The sequence below is a fragment of the Pseudomonas sp. SbOxS1 genome (assembly GCF_013416725.1).
Taxonomy (GTDB): domain Bacteria; phylum Pseudomonadota; class Gammaproteobacteria; order Pseudomonadales; family Pseudomonadaceae; genus Aquipseudomonas.
The window spans coordinates 16,168-37,024 of the sequence record NZ_JAAVXC010000007.1; the positions used below are offsets into that span (position 1 = coordinate 16,168).

General features: G+C 60.0%; 22 protein-coding genes. 16 read left to right on the top strand and 6 right to left on the bottom strand.

The features are described 5' to 3' along the window. Nucleotides 1-2: 2 nt before the first annotated feature. Nucleotides 3-1,418, bottom strand: a complete 1,416-nt coding sequence (locus HFK74_RS10555; RefSeq protein ID WP_008056950.1) for an acetyl-CoA carboxylase biotin carboxylase subunit — start codon at nucleotides 1,416-1,418, stop codon at nucleotides 3-5. A gap of 190 nt (nucleotides 1,419-1,608) precedes the next feature. On the opposite strand from HFK74_RS10555, the gene HFK74_RS10560 reads away from it, so the two are divergent. Continuing rightward, nucleotides 1,609-2,571 carry a LysR family transcriptional regulator gene (locus tag HFK74_RS10560; protein ID WP_180203462.1) on the top strand — a complete coding sequence of 321 codons (963 nt, stop codon included), beginning with the start codon at nucleotides 1,609-1,611 and terminating at the stop codon, nucleotides 2,569-2,571. On the opposite strand, the gene HFK74_RS10565 is transcribed toward HFK74_RS10560, so the two are convergent. The 3 genes from HFK74_RS10565 to uraH all read right to left on the bottom strand — a co-directional run bounded on the left by HFK74_RS10565 (nucleotide 2,513) and on the right by uraH (nucleotide 4,430). After that, nucleotides 2,513-2,725 (bottom strand): PA3496 family putative envelope integrity protein, encoded by a 213-nt coding sequence (locus HFK74_RS10565; protein WP_008056955.1) that lies wholly within the window; start codon nucleotides 2,723-2,725, stop codon nucleotides 2,513-2,515. The genes HFK74_RS10560 and HFK74_RS10565 overlap by 59 nt on opposite strands. A gap of 219 nt (nucleotides 2,726-2,944) precedes the next feature. Then, entirely contained in the window at nucleotides 2,945-3,811 is an 867-nt protein-coding gene (gene hexR, locus HFK74_RS10570; RefSeq protein ID WP_008056956.1) for a transcriptional regulator HexR, read from the bottom strand. A gap of 265 nt (nucleotides 3,812-4,076) precedes the next feature. Continuing rightward, entirely contained in the window at nucleotides 4,077-4,430 is a 354-nt protein-coding gene (uraH, locus tag HFK74_RS10575; RefSeq protein ID WP_008031462.1) for a hydroxyisourate hydrolase, read from the bottom strand. Nucleotides 4,431-4,865: 435 nt separating this feature from the next. Here uraH and puuE point away from each other — a divergent pair, with 435 nt between their 5' ends. The 9 genes from puuE (at nucleotide 4,866) to HFK74_RS10620 (ending at nucleotide 12,962) form a co-directional block, all read left to right on the top strand. Then, nucleotides 4,866-5,792, top strand: coding sequence for an allantoinase PuuE (gene puuE / locus HFK74_RS10580; RefSeq protein ID WP_008056957.1), 927 nt, complete (start codon nucleotides 4,866-4,868; stop codon nucleotides 5,790-5,792). Further along, nucleotides 5,789-6,304 carry a 2-oxo-4-hydroxy-4-carboxy-5-ureidoimidazoline decarboxylase gene (gene uraD, locus HFK74_RS10585; protein ID WP_180203463.1) on the top strand — a complete coding sequence of 172 codons (516 nt, stop codon included), beginning with the start codon at nucleotides 5,789-5,791 and terminating at the stop codon, nucleotides 6,302-6,304. The genes puuE and uraD overlap by 4 nt, the downstream gene beginning before the upstream one ends. Before the next feature lie 88 nt (nucleotides 6,305-6,392). Next, nucleotides 6,393-7,388: an allantoicase gene (gene alc / locus HFK74_RS10590; protein ID WP_008056961.1), complete on the top strand. Its 996-nt coding sequence runs from the start codon at nucleotides 6,393-6,395 to the stop codon at nucleotides 7,386-7,388. Between the two features lie 115 nt (nucleotides 7,389-7,503). Beyond that, nucleotides 7,504-8,007, top strand: coding sequence for an ureidoglycolate lyase (locus HFK74_RS10595; RefSeq protein ID WP_007993087.1), 504 nt, complete (start codon nucleotides 7,504-7,506; stop codon nucleotides 8,005-8,007). Between the two features lie 51 nt (nucleotides 8,008-8,058). Beyond that, nucleotides 8,059-9,363, top strand: a complete 1,305-nt coding sequence (locus HFK74_RS10600) for a urate hydroxylase PuuD (protein WP_180203464.1) — start codon at nucleotides 8,059-8,061, stop codon at nucleotides 9,361-9,363. A 139-nt stretch (nucleotides 9,364-9,502) separates the two neighbouring features. Further along, the gene (locus HFK74_RS10605; protein ID WP_180203465.1) at nucleotides 9,503-10,855 is read left to right on the top strand and encodes a nucleobase:cation symporter-2 family protein; all 1,353 of its coding nucleotides are present in this window, start codon (nucleotides 9,503-9,505) and stop codon (nucleotides 10,853-10,855) included. A gap of 160 nt (nucleotides 10,856-11,015) precedes the next feature. Continuing rightward, nucleotides 11,016-11,801, top strand: coding sequence for an outer membrane protein OmpK (locus tag HFK74_RS10610; protein WP_180203466.1), 786 nt, complete (start codon nucleotides 11,016-11,018; stop codon nucleotides 11,799-11,801). Nucleotide 11,802: 1 nt separating this feature from the next. After that, on the top strand, nucleotides 11,803-12,150 hold the full coding sequence (locus HFK74_RS10615) for a hypothetical protein (protein ID WP_180203467.1): 348 nt from the start codon (nucleotides 11,803-11,805) through the stop codon (nucleotides 12,148-12,150). A 26-nt stretch (nucleotides 12,151-12,176) separates the two neighbouring features. Further along, nucleotides 12,177-12,962, top strand: a complete 786-nt coding sequence (locus tag HFK74_RS10620) for an outer membrane protein OmpK (RefSeq protein ID WP_180203468.1) — start codon at nucleotides 12,177-12,179, stop codon at nucleotides 12,960-12,962. A gap of 124 nt (nucleotides 12,963-13,086) precedes the next feature. Here HFK74_RS10620 and HFK74_RS10625 read toward each other — a convergent pair whose 3' ends face one another. Beyond that, the gene (locus HFK74_RS10625; protein ID WP_180203469.1) at nucleotides 13,087-14,259 is read right to left on the bottom strand and encodes a patatin-like phospholipase family protein; all 1,173 of its coding nucleotides are present in this window, start codon (nucleotides 14,257-14,259) and stop codon (nucleotides 13,087-13,089) included. Nucleotides 14,260-14,294: 35 nt separating this feature from the next. After that, complete coding sequence (locus HFK74_RS10630; protein WP_180203470.1) at nucleotides 14,295-15,227, bottom strand: lipid A biosynthesis lauroyl acyltransferase; 933 nt, start codon at nucleotides 15,225-15,227, stop codon at nucleotides 14,295-14,297. A 118-nt stretch (nucleotides 15,228-15,345) separates the two neighbouring features. Between HFK74_RS10630 and minC the strand changes: the two genes are divergently transcribed. The 6 genes from minC to HFK74_RS10660 all read left to right on the top strand — a co-directional run bounded on the left by minC (nucleotide 15,346) and on the right by HFK74_RS10660 (nucleotide 20,679). After that, nucleotides 15,346-16,083 (top strand): septum site-determining protein MinC, encoded by a 738-nt coding sequence (gene minC, locus HFK74_RS10635; RefSeq protein WP_180203471.1) that lies wholly within the window; start codon nucleotides 15,346-15,348, stop codon nucleotides 16,081-16,083. Nucleotides 16,084-16,283: 200 nt separating this feature from the next. Beyond that, nucleotides 16,284-17,096 carry a septum site-determining protein MinD gene (minD, locus tag HFK74_RS10640; protein ID WP_008056976.1) on the top strand — a complete coding sequence of 271 codons (813 nt, stop codon included), beginning with the start codon at nucleotides 16,284-16,286 and terminating at the stop codon, nucleotides 17,094-17,096. 3 nt (nucleotides 17,097-17,099) lie between these two features. Next, nucleotides 17,100-17,354, top strand: coding sequence for a cell division topological specificity factor MinE (gene minE / locus HFK74_RS10645; RefSeq protein WP_007974947.1), 255 nt, complete (start codon nucleotides 17,100-17,102; stop codon nucleotides 17,352-17,354). A gap of 75 nt (nucleotides 17,355-17,429) precedes the next feature. Continuing rightward, the gene (locus HFK74_RS10650; RefSeq protein ID WP_008056978.1) at nucleotides 17,430-18,065 is read left to right on the top strand and encodes an RluA family pseudouridine synthase; all 636 of its coding nucleotides are present in this window, start codon (nucleotides 17,430-17,432) and stop codon (nucleotides 18,063-18,065) included. A 144-nt stretch (nucleotides 18,066-18,209) separates the two neighbouring features. Beyond that, entirely contained in the window at nucleotides 18,210-19,301 is a 1,092-nt protein-coding gene (locus HFK74_RS10655) for a hypothetical protein (protein ID WP_180203472.1), read from the top strand. Between the two features lie 88 nt (nucleotides 19,302-19,389). Further along, nucleotides 19,390-20,679, top strand: coding sequence for a M18 family aminopeptidase (locus HFK74_RS10660; protein ID WP_046817960.1), 1,290 nt, complete (start codon nucleotides 19,390-19,392; stop codon nucleotides 20,677-20,679). Nucleotides 20,680-20,857: the final 178 nt, after the last annotated feature.

The window sequence follows — 20,857 nt, forward strand, 5'->3', positions numbered from 1 at the left end:
CCTCACAGGCCTGCGTGGGCGGCGATGGCGGCAGCGATGGCCAGGGCCAGCTCTTCGGGTTTGCGCTTGATCGAGTAGTTGGTCAGTTCAGGGTGGCTTTCAACGAAGCTGGTGTTGAACTGGCCGCTACGGAATTCCGGGTTACGCAGGATTTCCTGGTAGTACGCCGCGGTGGTCTTGACCCCTTGCACACGCATGTCGTCCAGCGCGCGCAGGCCACGGTCCATCGCTTCTTCCCAGGTCAGCGCCCACACCACCAGTTTCAAGCACATGGAGTCGTAGAACGGTGGAATGGTGTAGCCGGTGTAGATCGCCGTGTCGGTCCGTACGCCCGGACCGCCCGGTGCGTAGTAACGGGTGATCTTGCCGAAGCTGGGCAGGAAGTTGTTTTTCGGGTCTTCGGCGTTGATCCGGAATTGCAGCGCGAAACCGCGGTGCTGGATGTCTTCCTGTTTCACCGAGAGCGGCAGGCCGGACGCAATGCGGATCTGCTCGCGGACGATGTCGATGCCGGTGATTTCTTCGGTGATGGTGTGTTCCACCTGCACCCGGGTGTTCATTTCCATGAAGTACACCTCGCCCTCGGCGAGCAGGAACTCCACGGTACCGGCGTTCTCGTAACCCACGGCCTTGGCTGCACGCACCGACAGGTCGCCGATATAGGCGCGTTGTTCCGGGGTCAGTTGCGGGCTCGGTGCGATTTCGATCAGCTTCTGGTTGCGGCGCTGGATCGAGCAATCACGCTCGAACAGGTGCACCACGTTGCCAAAGCTGTCGCCGAGGATCTGTGCTTCGATGTGCTTGGGGTTGACGATGCACTTTTCCAGGAACACTTCCGCGGAACCAAACGCCTTGGTGGCTTCGGAAATGACGCGCGGGAACGCCTGTTCAAGTTCTTCACGGCTGTTGCAGCGACGGATACCGCGACCGCCACCACCGGAAGTGGCCTTGAGCATCACCGGGTAACCGATACGGTCGCCTTCGGTGAGGGCCTCTTCGATACCGGAGACGTTGCCTTCGGTACCCGGTGTGACCGGAACGCCCGCCTTGATCATGCTGCGGCGTGCTTCGGTCTTGTCACCCATGCGGCGAATGACTTCAGCCGATGGACCGATGAATTTGATCCCGCGTTCGGCGCAGATGTCTGCCAGCTCGGCGTTTTCCGAGAGGAAACCGTAGCCAGGGTGCAAGGCATCGCAACCGGTTTCCACGGCCAGGTTCACCAGCTTGCGCGGGTTCAGGTAACCGGCCAGTGGCTCGGCACCGATACTGTGGGCCTCATCCGCACGCTTGACATGCAAGGCATGGCGATCGGCGTCGGAATAGATCGCGACCGAGCGAATGCCCATTTCGGCACAAGCGCGTACGATTCGTACGGCAATCTCACCGCGGTTGGCGATCAGGATCTTTTTTATCACTTGGAGTTTCCCTTGATCCGGTGGTACCCACGACCTGCTAGACCAGGTCGACGCGTGACCAAATGTTTCAATTTGGTCGCAACGCCACACTAGCGCTCACAAGGGATTAACAAAAATGAATAATTATTGGGTCACGCATAAGTAAAGACTTATAGTTGACACACCAGCCTGTGGCCAGAGTGTTCAAATAATGCGTAAGTCCTTGATGCGTATGACATTACGTCAATTGCAGATCTTCAACGAAGTCTGTGACCTGAGGTCCTACAGCCGCGCGGCCGACGAAATGTCCCTCACGCAACCGGCCGTCAGCCTGCAGATTCGGCAGCTTGAGGAGCTGGTGGGCCAGCCCCTCTTCGATTATGTCGGCAAAAAGCTCTACATGACCGAAGCCGCGGAAGCCCTGCAACGGGCGAGCCGGGATATTTTCGGGCGCCTGGAAAACCTCGACATGCAGCTGTCGGACATGCAGGGATCCTTGCAAGGCCAACTGAAACTGGCGGTGGAATCGAGCGCCAAGTATTTCGTGCCGCACCTGTTTGCCGCCTTCAAGCGCCAGCATCCGGAGGTGAACCTGCAACTGACGGTGGTCAATCGCGCCCAGGTGATCCGGCGCCTGTCGGACAACCGCGACGACCTGGTGATCATGTCCATGGTGCCGCAGGACATGGGGCTGGAGTTCCTGCCGTTCCTGAACAATCCGATCGTTGCGGTGGCACCGCCCGACCACCCGCTGTGCCACCAGGGGCCTTTGCGCCTGCAGGATCTTGAGCCTTACACCTTGCTGATGCGCGAGGTGGGCTCGGGAACGCGACTGGCCTGCGAAGAATACTTCAAGGAGAAGCGCGTGCACTTCAACCAGACCCAGGAGGTCTCTTCGGCCGAAGCCCAGCGCGAATGCGTGCTGGCGGGTCTGGGCGTGGCGCTGTTGACGCGCCACGCCCTGAACCTTGAGTTGGCCACCGGCGGCTTGATCGAGTTGCCGATCGAAGAACTGCCGCTCTACCGCAGCTGGTGCCTGGTACAGGCCAAGGCCAAGCGCCTGTCACCGGTGGCTCACGCCTTCCTTGCGTTCATTCGTAGCGAAAGAATTCAGATCAGCGCGCTGGTTGAGCGCTTCGACGGGAAGTTGGCGCTGCCGCCTGCCAGTAATTGAGCTCCAGGTCGCCAGTAAAATCCGCGATCTCGGCCTGAAGCTGACGCTGCTCACAGCGATCTTCGATGGCACGGCGAAACGCCATGCGGCGCTGGTCTTCCTGCTGACGACGGGTTTTGACGGCGCTGTTGCGTTCTTCGTAGGGCTGGCCCATTTCGGTTCTCCCAAGTCGAGTACGGGAGTTTCAAGATAGGCGCGAGGAGTGACGGTTTGGCGGCGGGCGGGTTACAGGGATGTGAATGTTCGGCGCCTTCGAAGACGCCTTCGCGAGCAGGCTCGCTCCCACATTTGATCGGCAGTGGCCATAGGACCTGTGGGAGCGAGCCTGCTCGCGATAAGGTCGGAACGACCTTCCAGCGGATCCAGATCAGAATCAGTCGTCCAGCGCTTTCACCGACTTGGGCGAGAGGCGCAAGCTGCGCAGGCTGCGTTTGACGCTCTTGAGGTGGTTGACCAGGCTCGGCCCGCGGGCCATGGCCACGCCCATGGCCAGCACGTCGATCACCACCAGGTGGGCAATACGCGAGGTCAGCGGCGTGTAGATTTCGGTGTCTTCGTGAACGTCGATGGCCAGGTTGACGGTCGACAGTTCGGCCAAAGGCGTCTGGCTCGGGCACAAGGTAATCAACGAGGCGCCGCTCTCACGCACCAGGTTGGCGGTGATCAGCAAATCCTTGGAGCGGCCGGACTGCGAAATGCAGATCGCCACGTCGCTGGGTTTCAGGGTGACCGCCGACATCGCCTGCATGTGCGGATCGGAATAAGCCGCCGCCGTGAGCAGCAAGCGAAAGAACTTGTGCTGCGCATCTGCCGCCACCGCACCGGAGGCGCCGAAACCATAGAACTCGACGCGCTGGGCCTGGGACATGAGCGTCACCGCGCGCTGCAACTCCAGCGGATCGAGTTTCTCGCGAACCTCCATCAGCGTGTGCAGGGTGGTGTCGAAAATCTTCAGGCTGTAGTCCGCTACCGAATCGTCCTCATGGATCGCGAACTGCCCGAAACTCGCGCCTGCCGCCAGGCTCTGGGCCAGCTTCAGCTTCAAGTCCTGGAAACCCGAGCAACCGATGGCGCGGCAAAAGCGCACGATGGTCGGCTCACTGATCCCCACGCTGTGGGCCAGGTCAGCCATGGAACTGTGCATCACGGCCGCAGGATCAAGCAAAACGTGATCGGCGACCTTGAGCTCCGACTTGCGTAACAGGTGGCGTGACTGGGCGATGTGTTGCAGCAGATTCAAAGGGCTGGACTCTTTTTTATTTGGCAGGCGCCGGGGATGTAGCACGCTTGTAGTTATACTACATGAATCGTCTTTTTGCCTGCTGAATAAGTAACTGAATTGTCTTCGCCACACCCTGTTTAGGCGGGATGGGCTGTATGTAGCAGTAAATCCGGCCTTTGCCGCCAAGGATTTTTTGCGAAAAAAAGCCCGCAGTGTGAGCGGGCGAAAGACCAAAGAAGCTATATGCGCAGTCGCTTCTATGAGGAGGAAGCTACTTGGGGGATCAGCTTCCTCGGTACGTTGAATAGCTGTAGGGCGAAATGAGCAGCGGCACGTGGTAGTGATCCTGCTCGGCAGAGATGCCAAAACGCAGCACCACCACATCCAGGAATGCCGGCTCCGGCAACTGGACGCCACGGGCGCGGTAGTAGTCGCCTGCATGGAACTGAACCTGATAGACCCCGGTCCGGTAGTCATCGCCCTGCAGCAGCGGTGCATCGACACGGCCATCGCTGTTGGTTATCGCGCTGGCGACCAATTCCAGCTGCGAACCTTCAACACGGTACAACTCGACCTTGATCGAGCTGCCCGGGCAACCATGTGCAGCGTCCAAAACGTGTGTAGTCAAACGTCCCATTGATTCTGCGCGCCTGCCTGCATGGAGCAGCCAGACTTCGCGCCTCCCGAAGTCAGATGAAAAGGAGACCGCACCGATTCGGAGCACGAAAAGCTGCGGCGAGCGATTGATTAAGACACTTTTCAAAAAAATTGTACACAATAAAAACGACATTTTTGCGACTGACGGCGCCAACGATGAAAATCTCGCCGATTTCCCGGGAAACCCTACCTCCTCTGAAGCCCACAATCAGTAACTGACCAGTCAGGCAGATTTCTTGCAGGTGCATGCCAATAGCACGCAAAGATGACCGTTAACGAAAAATGCAAAAAATCAGGCTTACAAAGTGAATATAAAGTTGTATACAATCAACCCATCGCTGTGACGCCAGCCAGTGATCCAACCTTTAGTCGCGTCACACCAACTGTCACCACGAATACAAGAAGGAAGACTGCAGTGAGCGCTGACTACCCTCGCGACCTGATCGGTTACGGCAGTAACCCTCCGCACCCACACTGGCCGGGCAATGCCCGCATCGCCCTGTCATTCGTACTCAATTACGAAGAAGGCGGCGAGCGCAACATCCTGCACGGCGATAAAGAGTCCGAAGCGTTTCTTTCGGAAATGGTCTCCGCCCAGCCGCTGCAGGGCGCGCGCAACATGAGCATGGAATCGCTTTACGAGTATGGCAGCCGCGCCGGCGTCTGGCGGATTCTGAAGCTGTTCAAGGAATTCGACATTCCGCTGACCGTCTTCGCCGTGGCCATGGCCGCCCAGCGTCACCCGGATGTGATCCGCGCGATGGTCGATGCCGGCCACGAGATCTGCAGTCACGGCTACCGCTGGATCGACTACCAGTACATGGACGAGAATCAGGAACGCGAGCACATGCTCGAGGCGATCCGCATCCTCACCGAAATCACCGGCGAGCGTCCGCTGGGCTGGTACACCGGTCGCACCGGCCCCAACACCCGCAAGCTGGTGATGGAAGAAGGCGGTTTCCTCTACGACTGCGACACCTACGACGACGACCTGCCCTACTGGGAACCAAACAACCCGACTGGCAAGCCGCACCTGGTGATCCCGTACACCCTAGACACCAACGACATGCGCTTCACCCAGGTCCAGGGTTTCAACAAGGGCGACGATTTCTTCGAATACCTCAAGGATGCGTTCGACGTGCTCTACGCCGAAGGCGCAGAAGCCCCGAAAATGCTGTCGATCGGCCTGCACTGCCGCCTGATCGGCCGTCCGGCGCGTCTGGCTTCGCTCAAGCGCTTTATCGAATACGCTAAAAGTCATGAACAGGTGTGGTTCAGCCGCCGCGTCGACATCGCACGCCACTGGCAGGAAACCCACCCGTACCAAGGGGCCGCGAAATGAGCGCCTTTCAAACATTGAAACCCTCGACCTTGAGCCGCGACGCCTTCGTCAAAGCCTTCGCCGACATCTACGAACATTCGCCATGGGTGGCCGAGAAGGCCTTCGACCTGGGCCAGGACGCTTCGATCGACGAGATCGAAACCCTGCACCAGCGCATGAGCGACATCCTGTTGAGCGCCGATCATGCCAGTCAGCTGGCCCTGATCAACGCTCACCCGGACCTGGCCGGCAAAGCCGCCGTCCAGGGCCAGTTGACCGAAGCCAGCACCAATGAACAGGCTGGCGCCGGTATTCACCAATGCACGGCCGAAGAGTTTTCTCGCTTCACCGAGCTGAACGACGCCTACAAGGCCAAGTTCAAGTTTCCCTTCATCATGGCGGTAAAAGGCAGCAACCGGCATCAGATCCTCGCGGCGTTCGAAACGCGCATTCACAACCCGGAAGACACCGAGTTCAAGTGCGCGCTGGCGGAGATCAACAAGATCGCCCTGTTCCGATTACTGACCCTATAGCGAGCCTTGCCCGAGTACTCTCAAACGCAAAAAGTACCCAGGGCACTGCAAGCATCCCAAGCCACTTATTTAAAGGCAGACAAGAAGAATGAAAGCTTACGCCGTACCTTTCGAGAAGTTCGTCAACCTGGCCGACGCCCGCCTGGGCACCAAGATCATCTCGGTCACCGATGACTGGTTCGCAGACGCCAACCGTCTGTTCCAACCGACCCCGGCCGTGTGGAAGGAGGGCGTGTTCGATGACAACGGCAAGTGGATGGACGGCTGGGAGTCGCGCCGCAAGCGCTTCGAAGGCTTCGACAGCGCAGTGATCCGCCTGGGCGTACCAGGTTCGATCAAGGGCGTGGACATCGACACTTCATTCTTCACCGGCAACTTCCCGCCGTCGGCTTCCCTGGAAGCCTGCTTCCTGGCCGAAGGCGAGCCGAACGAAAACACCCAGTGGACTGAAGTGCTGTCGGCCGTCGAGCTGCAAGGCAACAGCCACCACTACCACGAAATCAGCAACGACCAGGCGTTCAGCCACCTGCGCTTCAACATCTACCCGGATGGCGGCGTGGCACGTCTGCGCGTGTACGGCATCCCGTTCCGCGACTGGTCCGCTGTGGGTGACAACGAGCAAGTCGACCTGGCCGCAGCCCTTAACGGTGGCCGCGCCCTCGCCTGCTCCGACGAACACTTCGGCCGCATGAGCAACATCCTCAACCCGGGCCGTGGCATCAACATGGGCGACGGCTGGGAAACCGCACGTCGTCGCACGCCTGGCAATGACTGGGTGATCGTCGCCCTGGGCCACCCGGGTGAGATCGAAAAAATCATCGTCGACACCCTGCACTTCAAGGGCAACTACCCGGACAGCTGCTCGATCCAGGGCGCGTTCGTGAAGGGCGGTACCGACAGCCAGATCGAAACCCAGTCGCTGTTCTGGCGCGAACTGCTGCCAAGCCAGAAGCTGGAAATGCACGCCGAACACACCTTCGCCGAGCAGATCAAGGCACTGGGCCCGATCACCCACATCCGCCTGAACGTGTTCCCGGATGGTGGTGTGAGCCGCCTGCGCGTCCTGGGCAAGGTCGCGAAGTAATGCTGAGCCTGTAGGAGTCGGCTTGCCGGCGAAGGCGTCAGTGAGGGCGCCTTCGCTGGCAAGCCAGCTCCTACAAAAGCAGCACCCCAACATATTTGAGATTAAGAAGACCAGCATGCGCACACTGACGATTGAACCGCTGACCAAAGAAGCCTTCGCCCCTTTCGGTGACGTGATCGAAACCGACGGCAGCGATCACTTCATGATCAACAACGGTTCGACCATGCGCTTCCATAAACTGGCTGTGGTCGAAACCGCAAAGCCAGAAGACAACGCGATCATCAGCATTTTCCGCGCCGACGCGCAGGACATGCCGCTGACCGTCAGCATGCTGGAGCGTCATCCGCTGGGCAGCCAGGCTTTCATTCCGCTGCTCGGCAACCCCTTTCTGATCGTGGTCGCGCCACTTGGCGATGAACCTGTATCAGGCTTGGTCCGCGCCTTCGTCACCAACGGCAGGCAGGGCATTAATTACCATCGCGGCGTCTGGCACCACCCGGTGCTGACGATCGAAAAGCGGGATGACTTCCTGGTGGTTGATCGCAGTGGCACAGGCAATAACTGCGATGAGCATTTTTTCAAAGAGGATGAGCGTTTGATCCTCGCCCCCCACCAATAAGAGAAGGTCCGATCACTCGACAACAAGAGTGACGGGCGAGAGGTAAAGACTGTGGAAGCACATCTGTTGGAATGGCTGAACCTGAGCGTGCGCTGGGTTCACATGATTACTGGCGTGGCCTGGATCGGTGCGTCGTTCTACTTCGTCTGGCTGGAGAACAACCTCAATCGGGTCAACCCGAAAAGCGGTCTGGCCGGTGACTTGTGGGCGATCCACGGCGGCGGTATCTACCACCTGGAAAAATACAAGCTGGCCCCACCGACCATGCCGGACAACCTGCACTGGTTCAAATGGGAAGCCTACTTCACCTGGATGTCGGGGATCGCGCTGCTATGCGTGGTGTTCTACTCCAACCCAACGCTCTACCTGCTGGCTCCGGGCAGCACCCTGAGCGGCCCTGAAGGCGTGGCCATCGGTATCGGCTCGCTGTTCATCGGCTGGTTCATCTACTCCTTCCTCTGCGACTCGGCCCTGGGCAAACGCCCTGCCCTGCTGGGTTTCATCCTGTTCGTGCTGATCATCGGCGCCGCCTATGGCTTCAGCAAGGTGTTCAGCGGTCGTGGTGCGTACCTGCACGTCGGCGCGATCATCGGCACCATCATGGTCGGCAACGTGTTCCGCATCATCATGCCGGCGCAACGCGCACTGGTAGCGGCCATCGCCGAGAACCGCACGCCTGATCCGGCGCTGCCGGCCAAAGGCCTGCTGCGTTCGCGTCACAACAACTACTTCACCTTGCCAGTGCTGTTCATCATGATCAGCAACCACTTCCCGAGCACCTACGGCAGCCAGTACAACTGGTTGATCCTGGCCGGGATCGCGGTGCTGGCGGTGTTGGTGCGTCACTACTTCAACACCCGTCACGACAGCCACAAGTTTGCCTGGACCCTGCCGGTGGCAGCGGTGGGCATGATCTGCCTGGCCTATGTGTCGGGTCCGAAACCGATGTCCAGCGCGCCTGAAGTGGCCAAGGCACCTGCCGCGATCGAGTACCAGCCTCTGCCGGAAACAGCAGTGGGTGGTGGTTTGAAACCGGCTGAAGCAAAACCTGCCGAAGCCCCTGCAGCCGCGCCAGCCCAGGCGTCCAATGCCGGTCCTGGTTTCGACAAGGTGCACAGCGTGATCCAGGAACGTTGCGCGGTTTGCCATTCGGCCAAACCGACCAGCCCGCTGTTCAGCGCCGCTCCCGCCGGCGTGATGTTCGACACCCCCGAGCAGATCCGCCAGAACGCGGCGCGCATCCAGGCTCAAGCCGTCGCCACCCAGATCATGCCGTTGGGCAACATCACCCAGATGACCCAGCAGGAACGTGACCTGATTGGCGCCTGGATTGTTCAGGGTGCTCCGACCAATTAATCGTTGAAAAGCTTCGCTGGCAAGCCAGCTCCTACAGGATTTCGCATGACCTGTAGGAGCTGGCTTGCCAGCGAACGGCCGCGCCGCGGTCAACCCTGATGCACAAAATCACAAGAATAAAAATGATCCGAGGTGTTGCATGTCCGAGCTCTCCCAAGCGCGCATCCCCGACGCACCCGCCATTCAGCGTTTGCCCCTTTTGCAACTGATCCTGGTCGGTCTGCAACATGTTCTGCTGATGTACGGCGGCGCCATCGCGGTGCCGCTGATCATCGGACAGGCCGCTGGCCTGAATCGTGAAGAAATCGCCTTCTTGATCAACGCCGACCTGCTGGTCGCTGGCGTCGCCACCATCGTCCAGTCTCTCGGTATCGGCCCCATGGGCATTCGCATGCCGGTGATGATGGGCGCCAGTTTCGCCGCCGTCGGCAGCATGGTCGCCATGGCTGGCATGCCGGGCATCGGCCTGCAGGGGATCTTCGGCGCGACCATCGCCGCCGGGTTCTTCGGCATGCTCATCGCGCCGTTCATGTCCAAAGTCGTACGCTTCTTTCCGCCCCTGGTCACCGGCACGGTGATCACCTCGATCGGTTTGTCGCTGTTCCCCGTGGCCGTGAACTGGGCCGGGGGCGGTGCTGGCGCCGCTCAATTCGGTTCACCGATCTACCTGACCATTGCCGCGCTGGTGCTGGGCACCATCCTGCTGGTGCATCGCTTCATGCGCGGTTTCTGGGTCAATATTTCCGTGCTGATCGGCATGTGCCTGGGCTACGTGCTCTGCGGTCTGCTGGGCATGGTCGACCTCAGCGGCATGGCCCAGGCGCCATGGCTGCAATTTGTCACCCCGCTGCACTTCGGCATGCCGAAATTCGAGCTCGCGCCAATCCTCTCGATGTGCCTGGTGGTGGTGATCATTTTCGTCGAATCCACCGGGATGTTCCTGGCCCTGGGGAAGATCACCGGCCAGGAAGTCTGCCCACGGATGCTGCGTCGCGGCTTGCTGTGTGATGCCGGCGCCTCGTTCTTCGCCGGCTTCTTCAACACCTTCACCCACTCCTCCTTCGCGCAGAACATCGGCCTGGTGCAAATGACCGGCGTGCGTTGCCGCTCGGTAACCATCGTGGCCGGCGGCTTGCTGATCGTGCTGAGCCTGCTGCCCAAGGCCGCGTTCCTCGTGGCCTCGATTCCACCGGCAGTGCTGGGTGGCGCGGCGATCGCGATGTTCGGCATGGTCGCCGCCACCGGGATCAAGATCCTGCAGGAAGCCGACATCGGCGACCGACGCAACCAATTGCTGGTGGCGGTCAGCATCGGCATGGGCCTGATCCCGGTGGTACGTCCGGAATTTTTCGCCCACCTGCCGGTGTGGATGAGCCCGATCACCCACAGCGGTATCGCCATGGCCACGCTCAGTGCCCTGACCTTGAACCTGCTGTTCAACATCCTCGGCGGCGCCGAACGCGCGGCCATCAACGACTGCCACGCCCACTAAGACAGAAACGCACAACCCCTGTAGGAGCGAGCCTGCTCGCGATGACGGTATGACATTCAACACTTGAGTTGACTGATTCAACGCTATCGCGAGCAGGCTCGCTCCTACAGGGGCAGGGGTTTTCTGCGCCTTGAAAAATAAAAACAAGAGGGAGCAACAGATGATTCGTACACAGAAAAACATGCTGTTGGGTGCCGGCCTCCTGGCCGCGAGCCAAGCCATGGCCGGCGATTTGCTGTTATGGCAAACCAACAGCCTGAGCTATCTGTACGGCAAGGATTTCGCGGTCAACCCGTCAATCCAGCAGACGATCACCTTCGAGCACGCCGATCGCTGGAAGTACGGTGACAACTTCATGTTCGTCGACAGCACCTACTACAACGGCGAGAAGGACCGCAACAAAGGCTCTCACGCCTACTACGGCGAGTTCAGCCCGCGCCTGTCCTTCGGCAAGATCCTCGACCGCCGTTTCGAATTCGGCCCGATCAAGGACGTGTTGCTCGCCATGACCTACGAGAATGGCGAAGACGACAGCGAGGCCTATCTCATTGGTCCTGGCTTCGACATCGCGATACCGGGCTTCAACTTTTTCACCTTGAACTTCTACTATCGCCAGACCGAAGGCTCGCGTCCCGGCGACGATGTCTGGCAGATCTCGCCGGCCTGGTCCTACACCGTGCCACTGGGCAATTCGAGCCTGTTGATCGACGGCTACCTCGACTGGGTCGTCGACAACGACCAGAACTCGCGCGGCACCTATCACGCCAACGTGCACTTCAACCCGCAGATCAAGTACGACCTGGGCAAAACCCTCGGCTGGCGGGAGAAACAGGTGTACGTCGGCGTCGAGTACAGCTACTGGAAAGACAAATACGGCATCGAAAACACCGGCAACTTCGACACCAATGAAAACACCACCAGCCTGCTGGTGAAGGTGCATTTCTAAGATGATCCGCAACCGTGCCCCAAACCTGTCGTCGGTGCGCTGTTGCGGGGCACTTGAGACCTGGCCGAGGAGTCAGTATTCTCCGCGGCCGCCTGAATCCGCTTTAAAAAAAAGCCCGGATTTAATTCCTGACCAGAAAGCCAACTTATCCCGGCCCTGGACGGTACCAAGGCATCCCCAAACCACTCTCAATCGACTGTTTTTGAGCAGCCGAGCGGGAGTTTTTTTGTTTTCTGAAAGCCTTGGCGCAGCTCTTGCTAACAGCACAAAGCTGACCGAATGGATGATTTTTTTGCAGCTACGGAAAAAGGCGCCACACCAGAGCGTCGACCTTAAAAAAATAACGTGAAACCACTACTTTTTGGGAGCAACCGAATGAAACGTACGTGCACTAGCCTGATGCTGGCAGGATCGTTGCTGGCAGGGGGTCAGGCCATGGCCGGCGACTTGCTGCAATGGCAGAACAACAGCCTGACCTACCTGTATGGCAAGGACTTCCAGGTCAACCCGCGCATCCAGCAGACGGTGACCTTCGAACACGCCGACGGCTGGAAATACGGCGACAACTTCTTCTTCATCGACAAAATCTTCTACAACGGCAAGGAAGACGCCTTCGCGGGCAAGAACACCCACTACGGCGAATTCAGCCCGCGCTTGTCGTTCAACAAGATTTTCGACCAGAAGCTGGAGTTCGGCCCGATCAAGGACGTGCTGCTGGCCATGACCTATGAGTTCGGCGAAGACGACACCGAGTCGTACCTGATCGGCCCGGGTTTCGACCTGGCCATCCCCGGCTTCGACTACTTCCAGCTGAACTTCTACAACCGCCACACCGAAGGCGATCGCCCGGGTGACAACATCTGGCAAGTCACCCCGGCCTGGTCCTACACCATTCCGGTGGGCGACTCGAGCATCCTGATCGACGGTTTCATGGACTGGGTGGTCGACAACGACGTCAACAAGAAAGGCGAATACCACGCCAACCTGCACTTCAACCCACAGATCAAATATGACCTGGGCAAGGCGCTGAGCCTGGGCGAAAAGCAGTTGTACGTGGGTGTCGAGTATGACTACTGGAAAAACAAGTACGGTATCGAAGACAGCCAGGGCTTCAAGACGGATCAGAGCGTGACCAGCTTCCTGGTCAAGGTTCACTTCTGATCATTGATTGATTCGGCGTCTGCAAGGACGCCATCGCGAGCAGGCTCGCTCCCACAGTTGATCTTTGTCGCTCTGAAGATCCCCTGTGGGAGCGAGCCTGCTCGCGAATGCCACACCGCCAATCTCAAGCCGAAACCACAGGCTCCGCCAACCCGAGAAACCGGCAAATCTCCCCACGCTTGGCCAGCGCATCCCGCCGCCCCAGGTCAATCAACTCGCTGCAATACCCCGCCTCGAACAGCAGATAACTCAACACCCCTGCCCCACTGGTCCTGGTCGCCCCCGGCCCGCGCAAGAACAGGCGCAGCGCCGCTGGCAGTTCCTGGCGATGGCGTGCGGCGATCTCGTCGATCGGCTGGCTCGGTGAAATCACCAACACCTCCACCGGCGCCACCCCCAGCGTACGGATCGGCGTGCCATCGGGCATGAGGCGACTGAACTGATTCAAGCGCTGCAAGAGCTCGATATCGCTTTCCAGGCTATCGATGAACGTACTGTTGAGCATGTGCCCACCGATCTGTGCCAGGGTTGGCTGCTGACCGGTGTAGGCGCGTTGCAGCGGTTGCTCCGGGTCGAACCCACGCGGGTTGCCGCTGACGCCCACCACCAGCACCCGGTTGGCCCCCAGGTGTAGGGCCGGGCTGATGGGCGCCGATTGGCGCACCGCGCCGTCGCCGAAATACTCTTCGCCGATTTTCACCGGAGCGAACAGCAGCGGAATGGCCGAACTGGCGAGCAAATGGTCAACGGACAATTGTGTGGGAACGCCGATCCGCCGATGGCGCAACCAGGCGTCGATGGTGCCGCCGCCCTGATAGAACGTTACCGCCTGACCGGATTCGTAGCCGAACGCCGTGACCGCGACGGCCTGCAACTGCTTCTGCGCGATGGCGTGGGCAATGCCGCCCATGTGCAGTTTGTCGTCGAGCAATCCACGTAGCGGCGAGCTGTTGAGCAACGCCACGGGCACCTGGGCGCCAAGGCCCAACAAACTGTGACTGACGAACCGGGTGGCCTGGCTGATCACGCCAGGCCAGTCGCTGCGCAACACCAGATGGCTGCGAAAACCCTGCCAGAACGCCGTCAGTCGCTCGATGGCCGCGCGAAAATCCATCGCCCCGCTGGCCAGGCTGACCGCATTGATAGCGCCGGCGGAGGTGCCGACAATCACCGGAAAAGGATTGTCCGCCCCCAGGGGCAGCAATTCGGCAATCGCCGCCAGCACCCCCACCTGATAGGCCGCCCGAGCCCCGCCGCCGGAAAGGATCAACCCCGTGACGGGTTCAGCAGGACTCATCGCAACACTCCATGGTGCATTTCGGGATTGGACGTTCAGCCGCGTTTTGCGTACAGCTTCGGCTCACCGGGTGGACGGCTCTTGAAGCGGCGATGGGCCCAGAGGTATTGCTCCGGACAATCACGCAAGACGCCTTCGATCCACTGGTTGATGCGCAAGCAGTCGGCCTCTTCGGTTTCACCGGGGAAGCCTTCGAGCGGTGCGTGGATCACCAGGCGATAACCACTGCCGTCCGCCAGGCGTTCCTGGGTGAACGGCACCACCAGCGCCTTGCCCAGCCGCGCGAATTTGCTGGTGGCGGTGACAGTGGCGGCCTGTATGCCGAACAGCGGCACGAAAATGCTTTGCTTGGCGCCATAGTCCTGGTCCGGCGCGTACCAGATCGCACGGCCGGCCCGCAGCAACTTGAGCATGCCGCGCACGTCTTCGCGCTCCACGGCGAGCGAATCGAGGTTATGCCGCTCGCGACCGCGACGCTGTACATAATCGAATAGCGGGTTCTTGTGTTCGCGGTACATGCCGTCGATGGTGTGCTGCTGGCCGAGCAGCGCCGCACCGATTTCCAGCGTGGTGAAGTGGACGGCCATCAGGATCACGCCCTTGCCTTCCCGCTGGGCATTCTTGAGGTGCTCCAGGCCCTCGACATGGGCCAGTTTCGCCAGCCGCTCGCGCGACCACCACCAGCTCATCGCCATTTCGAAGAAAGCGATACCGGTGGAGGCGAAGTTTTCCTTTAACAGGTGCTTGCGCTCGGCCGCGGATTTTTCCGGGAAGCACAGCTCGAGATTGCGCTTGGCAATGCGCCGCCGGTCGGCCGCTGCTCGATACATCAAGGCACCCAGGCCCCGACCGATCCACAGCAATGCAGGGTACGGCAGCTGGACAATCAGCCATAACAGCCCCAGGCCGCACCAGAGCGGCCAGAAACGCGGCATCAGAAAAGTTGTTCGAAAACGCGGGCGATCCATTAAAGGTTCCGAAAAGACGTTGGCCGCGCATTCTACATCGTTCGACCCGGCTTGCGGCTCGCGGGCGTTCTCGTTATAAGTCTGGGCACTTTTAGTGACAAGTCGTTGTATGCCGACCATGAGCCAAACCGAACCGCTAGACCAAGATCCCGTGTTCCAGTTGAAGGGCAGCATGCTTGCCATAACGGTGCTGGAACTGGCCCGAAATGACCTTGAAGGCCTTGATCGGCAGTTGGCCGCCAAGGTCGCCCAGGCGCCGAACTTCTTCAGTAACGCGCCGCTGGTCCTGGCCCTGGACAAGCTCCCGGCCAATGGCGGCACCGTCGATCTGCCCGGCCTGATGCGCATCTGCCGCCAGCATGGCCTGCGTACCCTGGCTATCCGCGCCAGCCGCATCGAAGACATCGCGGCGGCCATCGCGGTCGACCTGCCGGTACTGCCGCCGTCCGGGGCCCGTGAACGGGCGCTGGACCTGAACGAAGGCGTTGTGGCGAAAAAGCCGGAAAAACCAGCGGAACCGACCATCAAGCCGACAAAAATCATCACCTCGCCAGTACGTGGTGGCCAGCAGATTTATGCCCAGGGCAGCGATCTGGTGGTGATCTCCTCGGTCAGCCCGGGGGCGGAACTTCTCGCCGATGGGAACATCCATGTATACGGCGCGATGCGCGGTCGTGTGCTGGCGGGCGTCAAAGGCGACACCAAGGCACGGATTTTCTGCCAGCAAATGAGCGCTGAACTGATCTCCATCGCCGGTCATTACAAGGTTTCCGAAGATCTGCGCCGCGACCCGCTGTGGGGCTCGGGCGTGCAGGTCAGCCTGTCAGGCGACGTGTTGAACATCATTCGGCTTTAACGGATACTGCCGCATTTTCCAATCATCTCTAAAACGTAGCGAAAACGGCTCAAACGAAGTAGGAAACAGGCTACAAACAGTGTTTACCGGGGGTAAATGCCGTCTGCGGCCATATTCCAGCCAAGGCTGTCCCGCTGCTGTAGTTTTCAAGAGATGTTTTTCAGGGGCTAAAAGTCCTTTTTCCTTAGGGGTGAAACACCTTGGCCAAGATTCTCGTGGTTACATCCGGCAAGGGTGGTGTGGGTAAGACCACCACCAGCGCCGCTATCGGTACCGGCCTCGCTCTGCGCGGTCACAAAACAGTCATCGTCGACTTCGACGTCGGTTTGCGTAACCTCGACCTGATCATGGGTTGCGAACGCCGCGTGGTGTATGACTTCGTCAACGTGGTTAACGGCGAAGCCAACCTGCAACAGGCCCTGATCAAAGACAAGCGCCTGGAAAACCTCTACGTACTGGCGGCCAGCCAGACCCGCGACAAAGACGCGCTGACGGTCGAAGGCGTGGAAAAAGTCCTGATGCAACTCAAGGAAGACTTCGAGTTCGTGGTCTGCGACTCCCCGGCGGGCATCGAAAAAGGCGCCCACCTGGCCATGTACTTCGCTGACGAAGCGATCGTGGTGACCAACCCGGAAGTGTCCTCGGTACGTGACTCCGACCGCATGCTCGGCCTGCTGGCCAGCAAGTCCCGTCGCGCCGAGCGCGGCGAAGACCCGATCAAGGAACACCTGCTGATTACCCGTTACCATCCAGAGCGCGTGAGCAAGGGCGAAATGCTCGGCGTCGAAGACGTCAAGGAAATCCTCTCGGTGGCGCTGCTCGGCGTGATCCCTGAATCCCAGGCGGTGCTCAAGGCATCCAACCAGGGCGTTCCGGTGATTCTCGACGACCAGAGCGATGCCGGCCAGGCCTACAGCGACACTGTTGACCGCCTGCTGGGCAAAACCGTGGAACATCGTTTCCTCGATGTACAGAAGAAGGGATTCTTCGAGCGCCTGTTTGGAGGCAACTAAACAATGAACCTTTTTGACTTCTTTCGTGCCAACAAAAAGCAAAGCACCGCGTCGGTAGCGAAAGAGCGTCTACAGATCATCGTGGCGCACGAACGCGGCCAACGCAGTACCCCGGATTACCTGCCAGCCTTGCAAAAGGAACTGGTCGAAGTGATTCGCAAGTACGTCAATATCGGGTCCGATGACGTGCACGTCGCACTGGAAAGCCAGGGCAGCTGCTCGATTCTGGAACTCAATATCACCCTGCCAGATCGCTGAGTCGATCCGGCTGGAACCACGGCGGTCAGGCCTGCAAGCCTGAACCGCCGTTGGCGTTTGTAACGAGGCTGTTTAATGCCGCTGTCCAATATCCACATCATCCATGAGGACGCCGCTGTCCTGGTGGTCAACAAACCCACCCTGTTGCTCTCCGTGCCTGGCCGGGCCGACGACAACAAGGATTGCCTGATTACCCGCCTGCAGGAAAACGGCTACCCGGAAGCGCGAATCGTCCATCGACTGGATTGGGAAACCTCCGGCATCATCCTGCTGGCCCGCGATGCCGACACACACCGCGAACTGTCCAGGCAATTTCACGACCGCGAAACCGAAAAAGCCTACACCGCATTGTGCTGGGGCCAGCCGGCGCTCGACAGTGGCAGCATCGACTTGCCGTTGCGCTACGACCCGCCGACCAAGCCACGCCACGTGGTGGACCATGAATTCGGCAAACACGCCCTGACCTTCTGGCGCGTGCTGGAGCGCTGTGGCGATTGGTGTCGCGTCGAACTCACGCCGATCACCGGACGCTCGCACCAATTGCGCGTGCACATGCTGTCGATCGGCCACCCATTGCTGGGCGACGGACTCTACGCCCACGAGCAAGCCCTGGCCGCCTGGCCACGCCTGTGCCTGCATGCAAGCATGCTCAGCTTCACTCACCCACAAAGCGGTGAGCGACTGCGCTTCGAGTGCCCTGCTCCGTTTTGAGCGGGTCACACAGAAGCTCATTGAAAACGCCCTGGCACGGAGGGGCGTTTTTCATTTGTCGTTACAACATTTGCTGACAACAGTGCACCTGCATTGCCCAAAGCCAATACGGTAGACTTGCGCCTCTGTTGCCTGGAGCTACTTATGCGCGAAGCGCTGTCCCCCCTCGAGAAAACACCGCACCAGTTGCTCTACCTCATCTACGGCAACCAGGATGTCTATCGGCGCGAAGCCAAGTTCAGCATGCTCACCGCCCTGGCACAGCTCAAACGGGGTGAGTCGCTGTGCATCCGGGTCATGACCGATCGCCCGGAGGATTATGCCGGCTGGCCGGTCGATACCATCGCCCTGAGTAATCAGACCATGGCCCAATGGCAGGGCGAAAACGGTTATCACCATCGACGCAAGGCCTGCGCCATTGCCCAGGGGCTGAAGCTTGCGCACAAGACCCTGTTCGTCGATACCGATACGCTGTTCCTGGAATCGCCGCATCGCGTCTTCGAGCGGATCGAGCCCGGACGCTATGTCATGGACCGTTTCGAGTACGACTGGAGCTACGTCTGCGAACGCCCGGACTACATCAAGCTCGGCCGCTGCCTGCAACCCCATGGCATCTCGGCCAACAACAGTTTCAAGCTGTATAACAGCGGCTTGTGCGGTGTCACCGACAGCGATACGCCGCTGCTCGAAGAATCAATCCGCCTGATCGATGAATGGACCCAGGACTCGTTCGACATCCACACCATCGAGCAAATCGCCCTGTCGTTTGCGATGCGCAACCAACCCGTTCAGGAAGCGAGGAAGTTCATTTATCACTACTTCGCTGAAAAACGCTTCTTCCATGCCATGCAGAAGCATTTTTTCACCCGTCATGGCGAGCAGTTCCGTGCCGAGCTGCCGGCCCTGTGCACGGAAGTCCCACGCTGCAAGCCCGTGCCCTCACCCTGGCAGCGCCTGCGCATCAAGTGGAAGCTGCGCAACAAGCGCAAGAGCGTGAAAAAGGTCGGTCGAGACCTGCTGTATGGCAGCGCGGCGCCCGAACATCCGTACTACGAAGTGTGCCGCCATGAATGGTGGGAGTCCGCCTCCCGGGAAATCCTGCGCTGGGATGAAGACAAACAGAAAAGGTTTTTCGGAACGGAAAAGGGCCGCTGGCCAAAACATCTGCCGCGGCCGGCAAAATCCGGCGACGAGCAAACCATCATTGCCTACCTGCGCGAGCGGATGAACCATTGAGCACCTGGCCAGGCCCGACGCTGAAAGCTCTTGTCCAATGCGTCGGGCCAATACGTTAAACTGGCGCCATTGCTGTCTGGAGCTACTTATGCGCGAAGAGTTGAACCAAGGCCTGATCGATTTCCTCAAGGCCTCCCCTACCCCGTTCCATGCCACCGCCAGCCTTGTTCAGCGACTGGAAGCGGCGGGTTTCCAACGCCTGGACGAACGCGAGCCATGGAACACCGAAGCCAATGGTCGCTACTACGTCACCCGCAACGACTCATCGATCGTCGCGATCAAGATGGGCCGGCACTCGCCGCTGCACGGTGGCATTCGCCTGGTCGGCGCCCACACCGACAGCCCGTGCCTGCGGGTAAAGCCCCAGCCTGAATTGCAACGCCAGGGTTTCTGGCAGTTGGGCGTCGAAGTCTATGGCGGCGCCCTGCTGGCCCCCTGGTTCGACCGCGACCTGTCCCTGGCCGGCCGTGTCACCTTCCGCCGTGACGGCAAGGTCGAGAGCCAGCTGATCGACTTCAAGGCACCGATCGCGATCATCCCCAACCTGGCCATTCACCTCAATCGTGAAGCCAACATGGGCTGGGCAATCAACGCCCAGACCGAACTGCCGCCGGTACTGGCGCAATTCGCCGGGGACGAGCGCGTGGATTTCCGCGCCGTGCTCACCGACCAGCTGGCCCGCGAACACGGCCTGAACGCCGATGTCGTGCTGGATTACGAACTGAGCTTCTACGACACCCAAAGCGCGGCCGTCATTGGCCTGCACGGTGATTTCATCGCCGGTGCGCGCCTGGACAACCTGCTGTCATGCTATGCCGGCCTGCAAGCGCTGCTGACCACCGACACCGATGAAACCTGCGTCCTGGTCTGCAATGACCATGAGGAAGTCGGTTCCTGCTCGGCCTGTGGCGCCGACGGCCCGATGCTGGAGCAGACGTTGCGTCGCCTGCTGCCGGAAGGTGATGAGTTCGTACGCACCATTCAGAAATCCCTGCTGGTCTCGGCCGACAACGCCCACGGCGTGCACCCCAACTACGCCGACAAGCACGATGCCAATCACGGCCCGAAACTCAACGCCGGCCCCGTGATCAAGGTCAACAGCAACCAGCGCTACGCCACCAACAGCGAAACCGCCGGGTTCTTTCGTCACCTGTGCATGGCCGAAGAAGTGCCGGTACAGAGCTTCGTGGTGCGCAGCGACATGGGTTGCGGGTCGACCATCGGCCCGATCACCGCCAGCCACCTGGGTGTGCGTACCGTGGACATCGGCCTGCCGACCTTCGCCATGCATTCGATCCGCGAACTGTGCGGCAGCCATGACCTGGCGCATCTGGTCAAGGTACTCAGCGCGTTCTACGCCTGCCGCGAATTGCCGTAGCCCCCCCCGTACTCGTAGGAGCCAGGCTTGCCGGCGAAGAACGATGACGCGGTGTGCCAGGAGCACCGCATCGCCTGGTTCGCCGGCAAGCCTGGCTCCTACAGCGAACCAAGCGAAGCGGTGTGTCAATCACACCGCCCACGCCGGTAGGTCGAATTGCCGCACGGCAGCCCCCCAC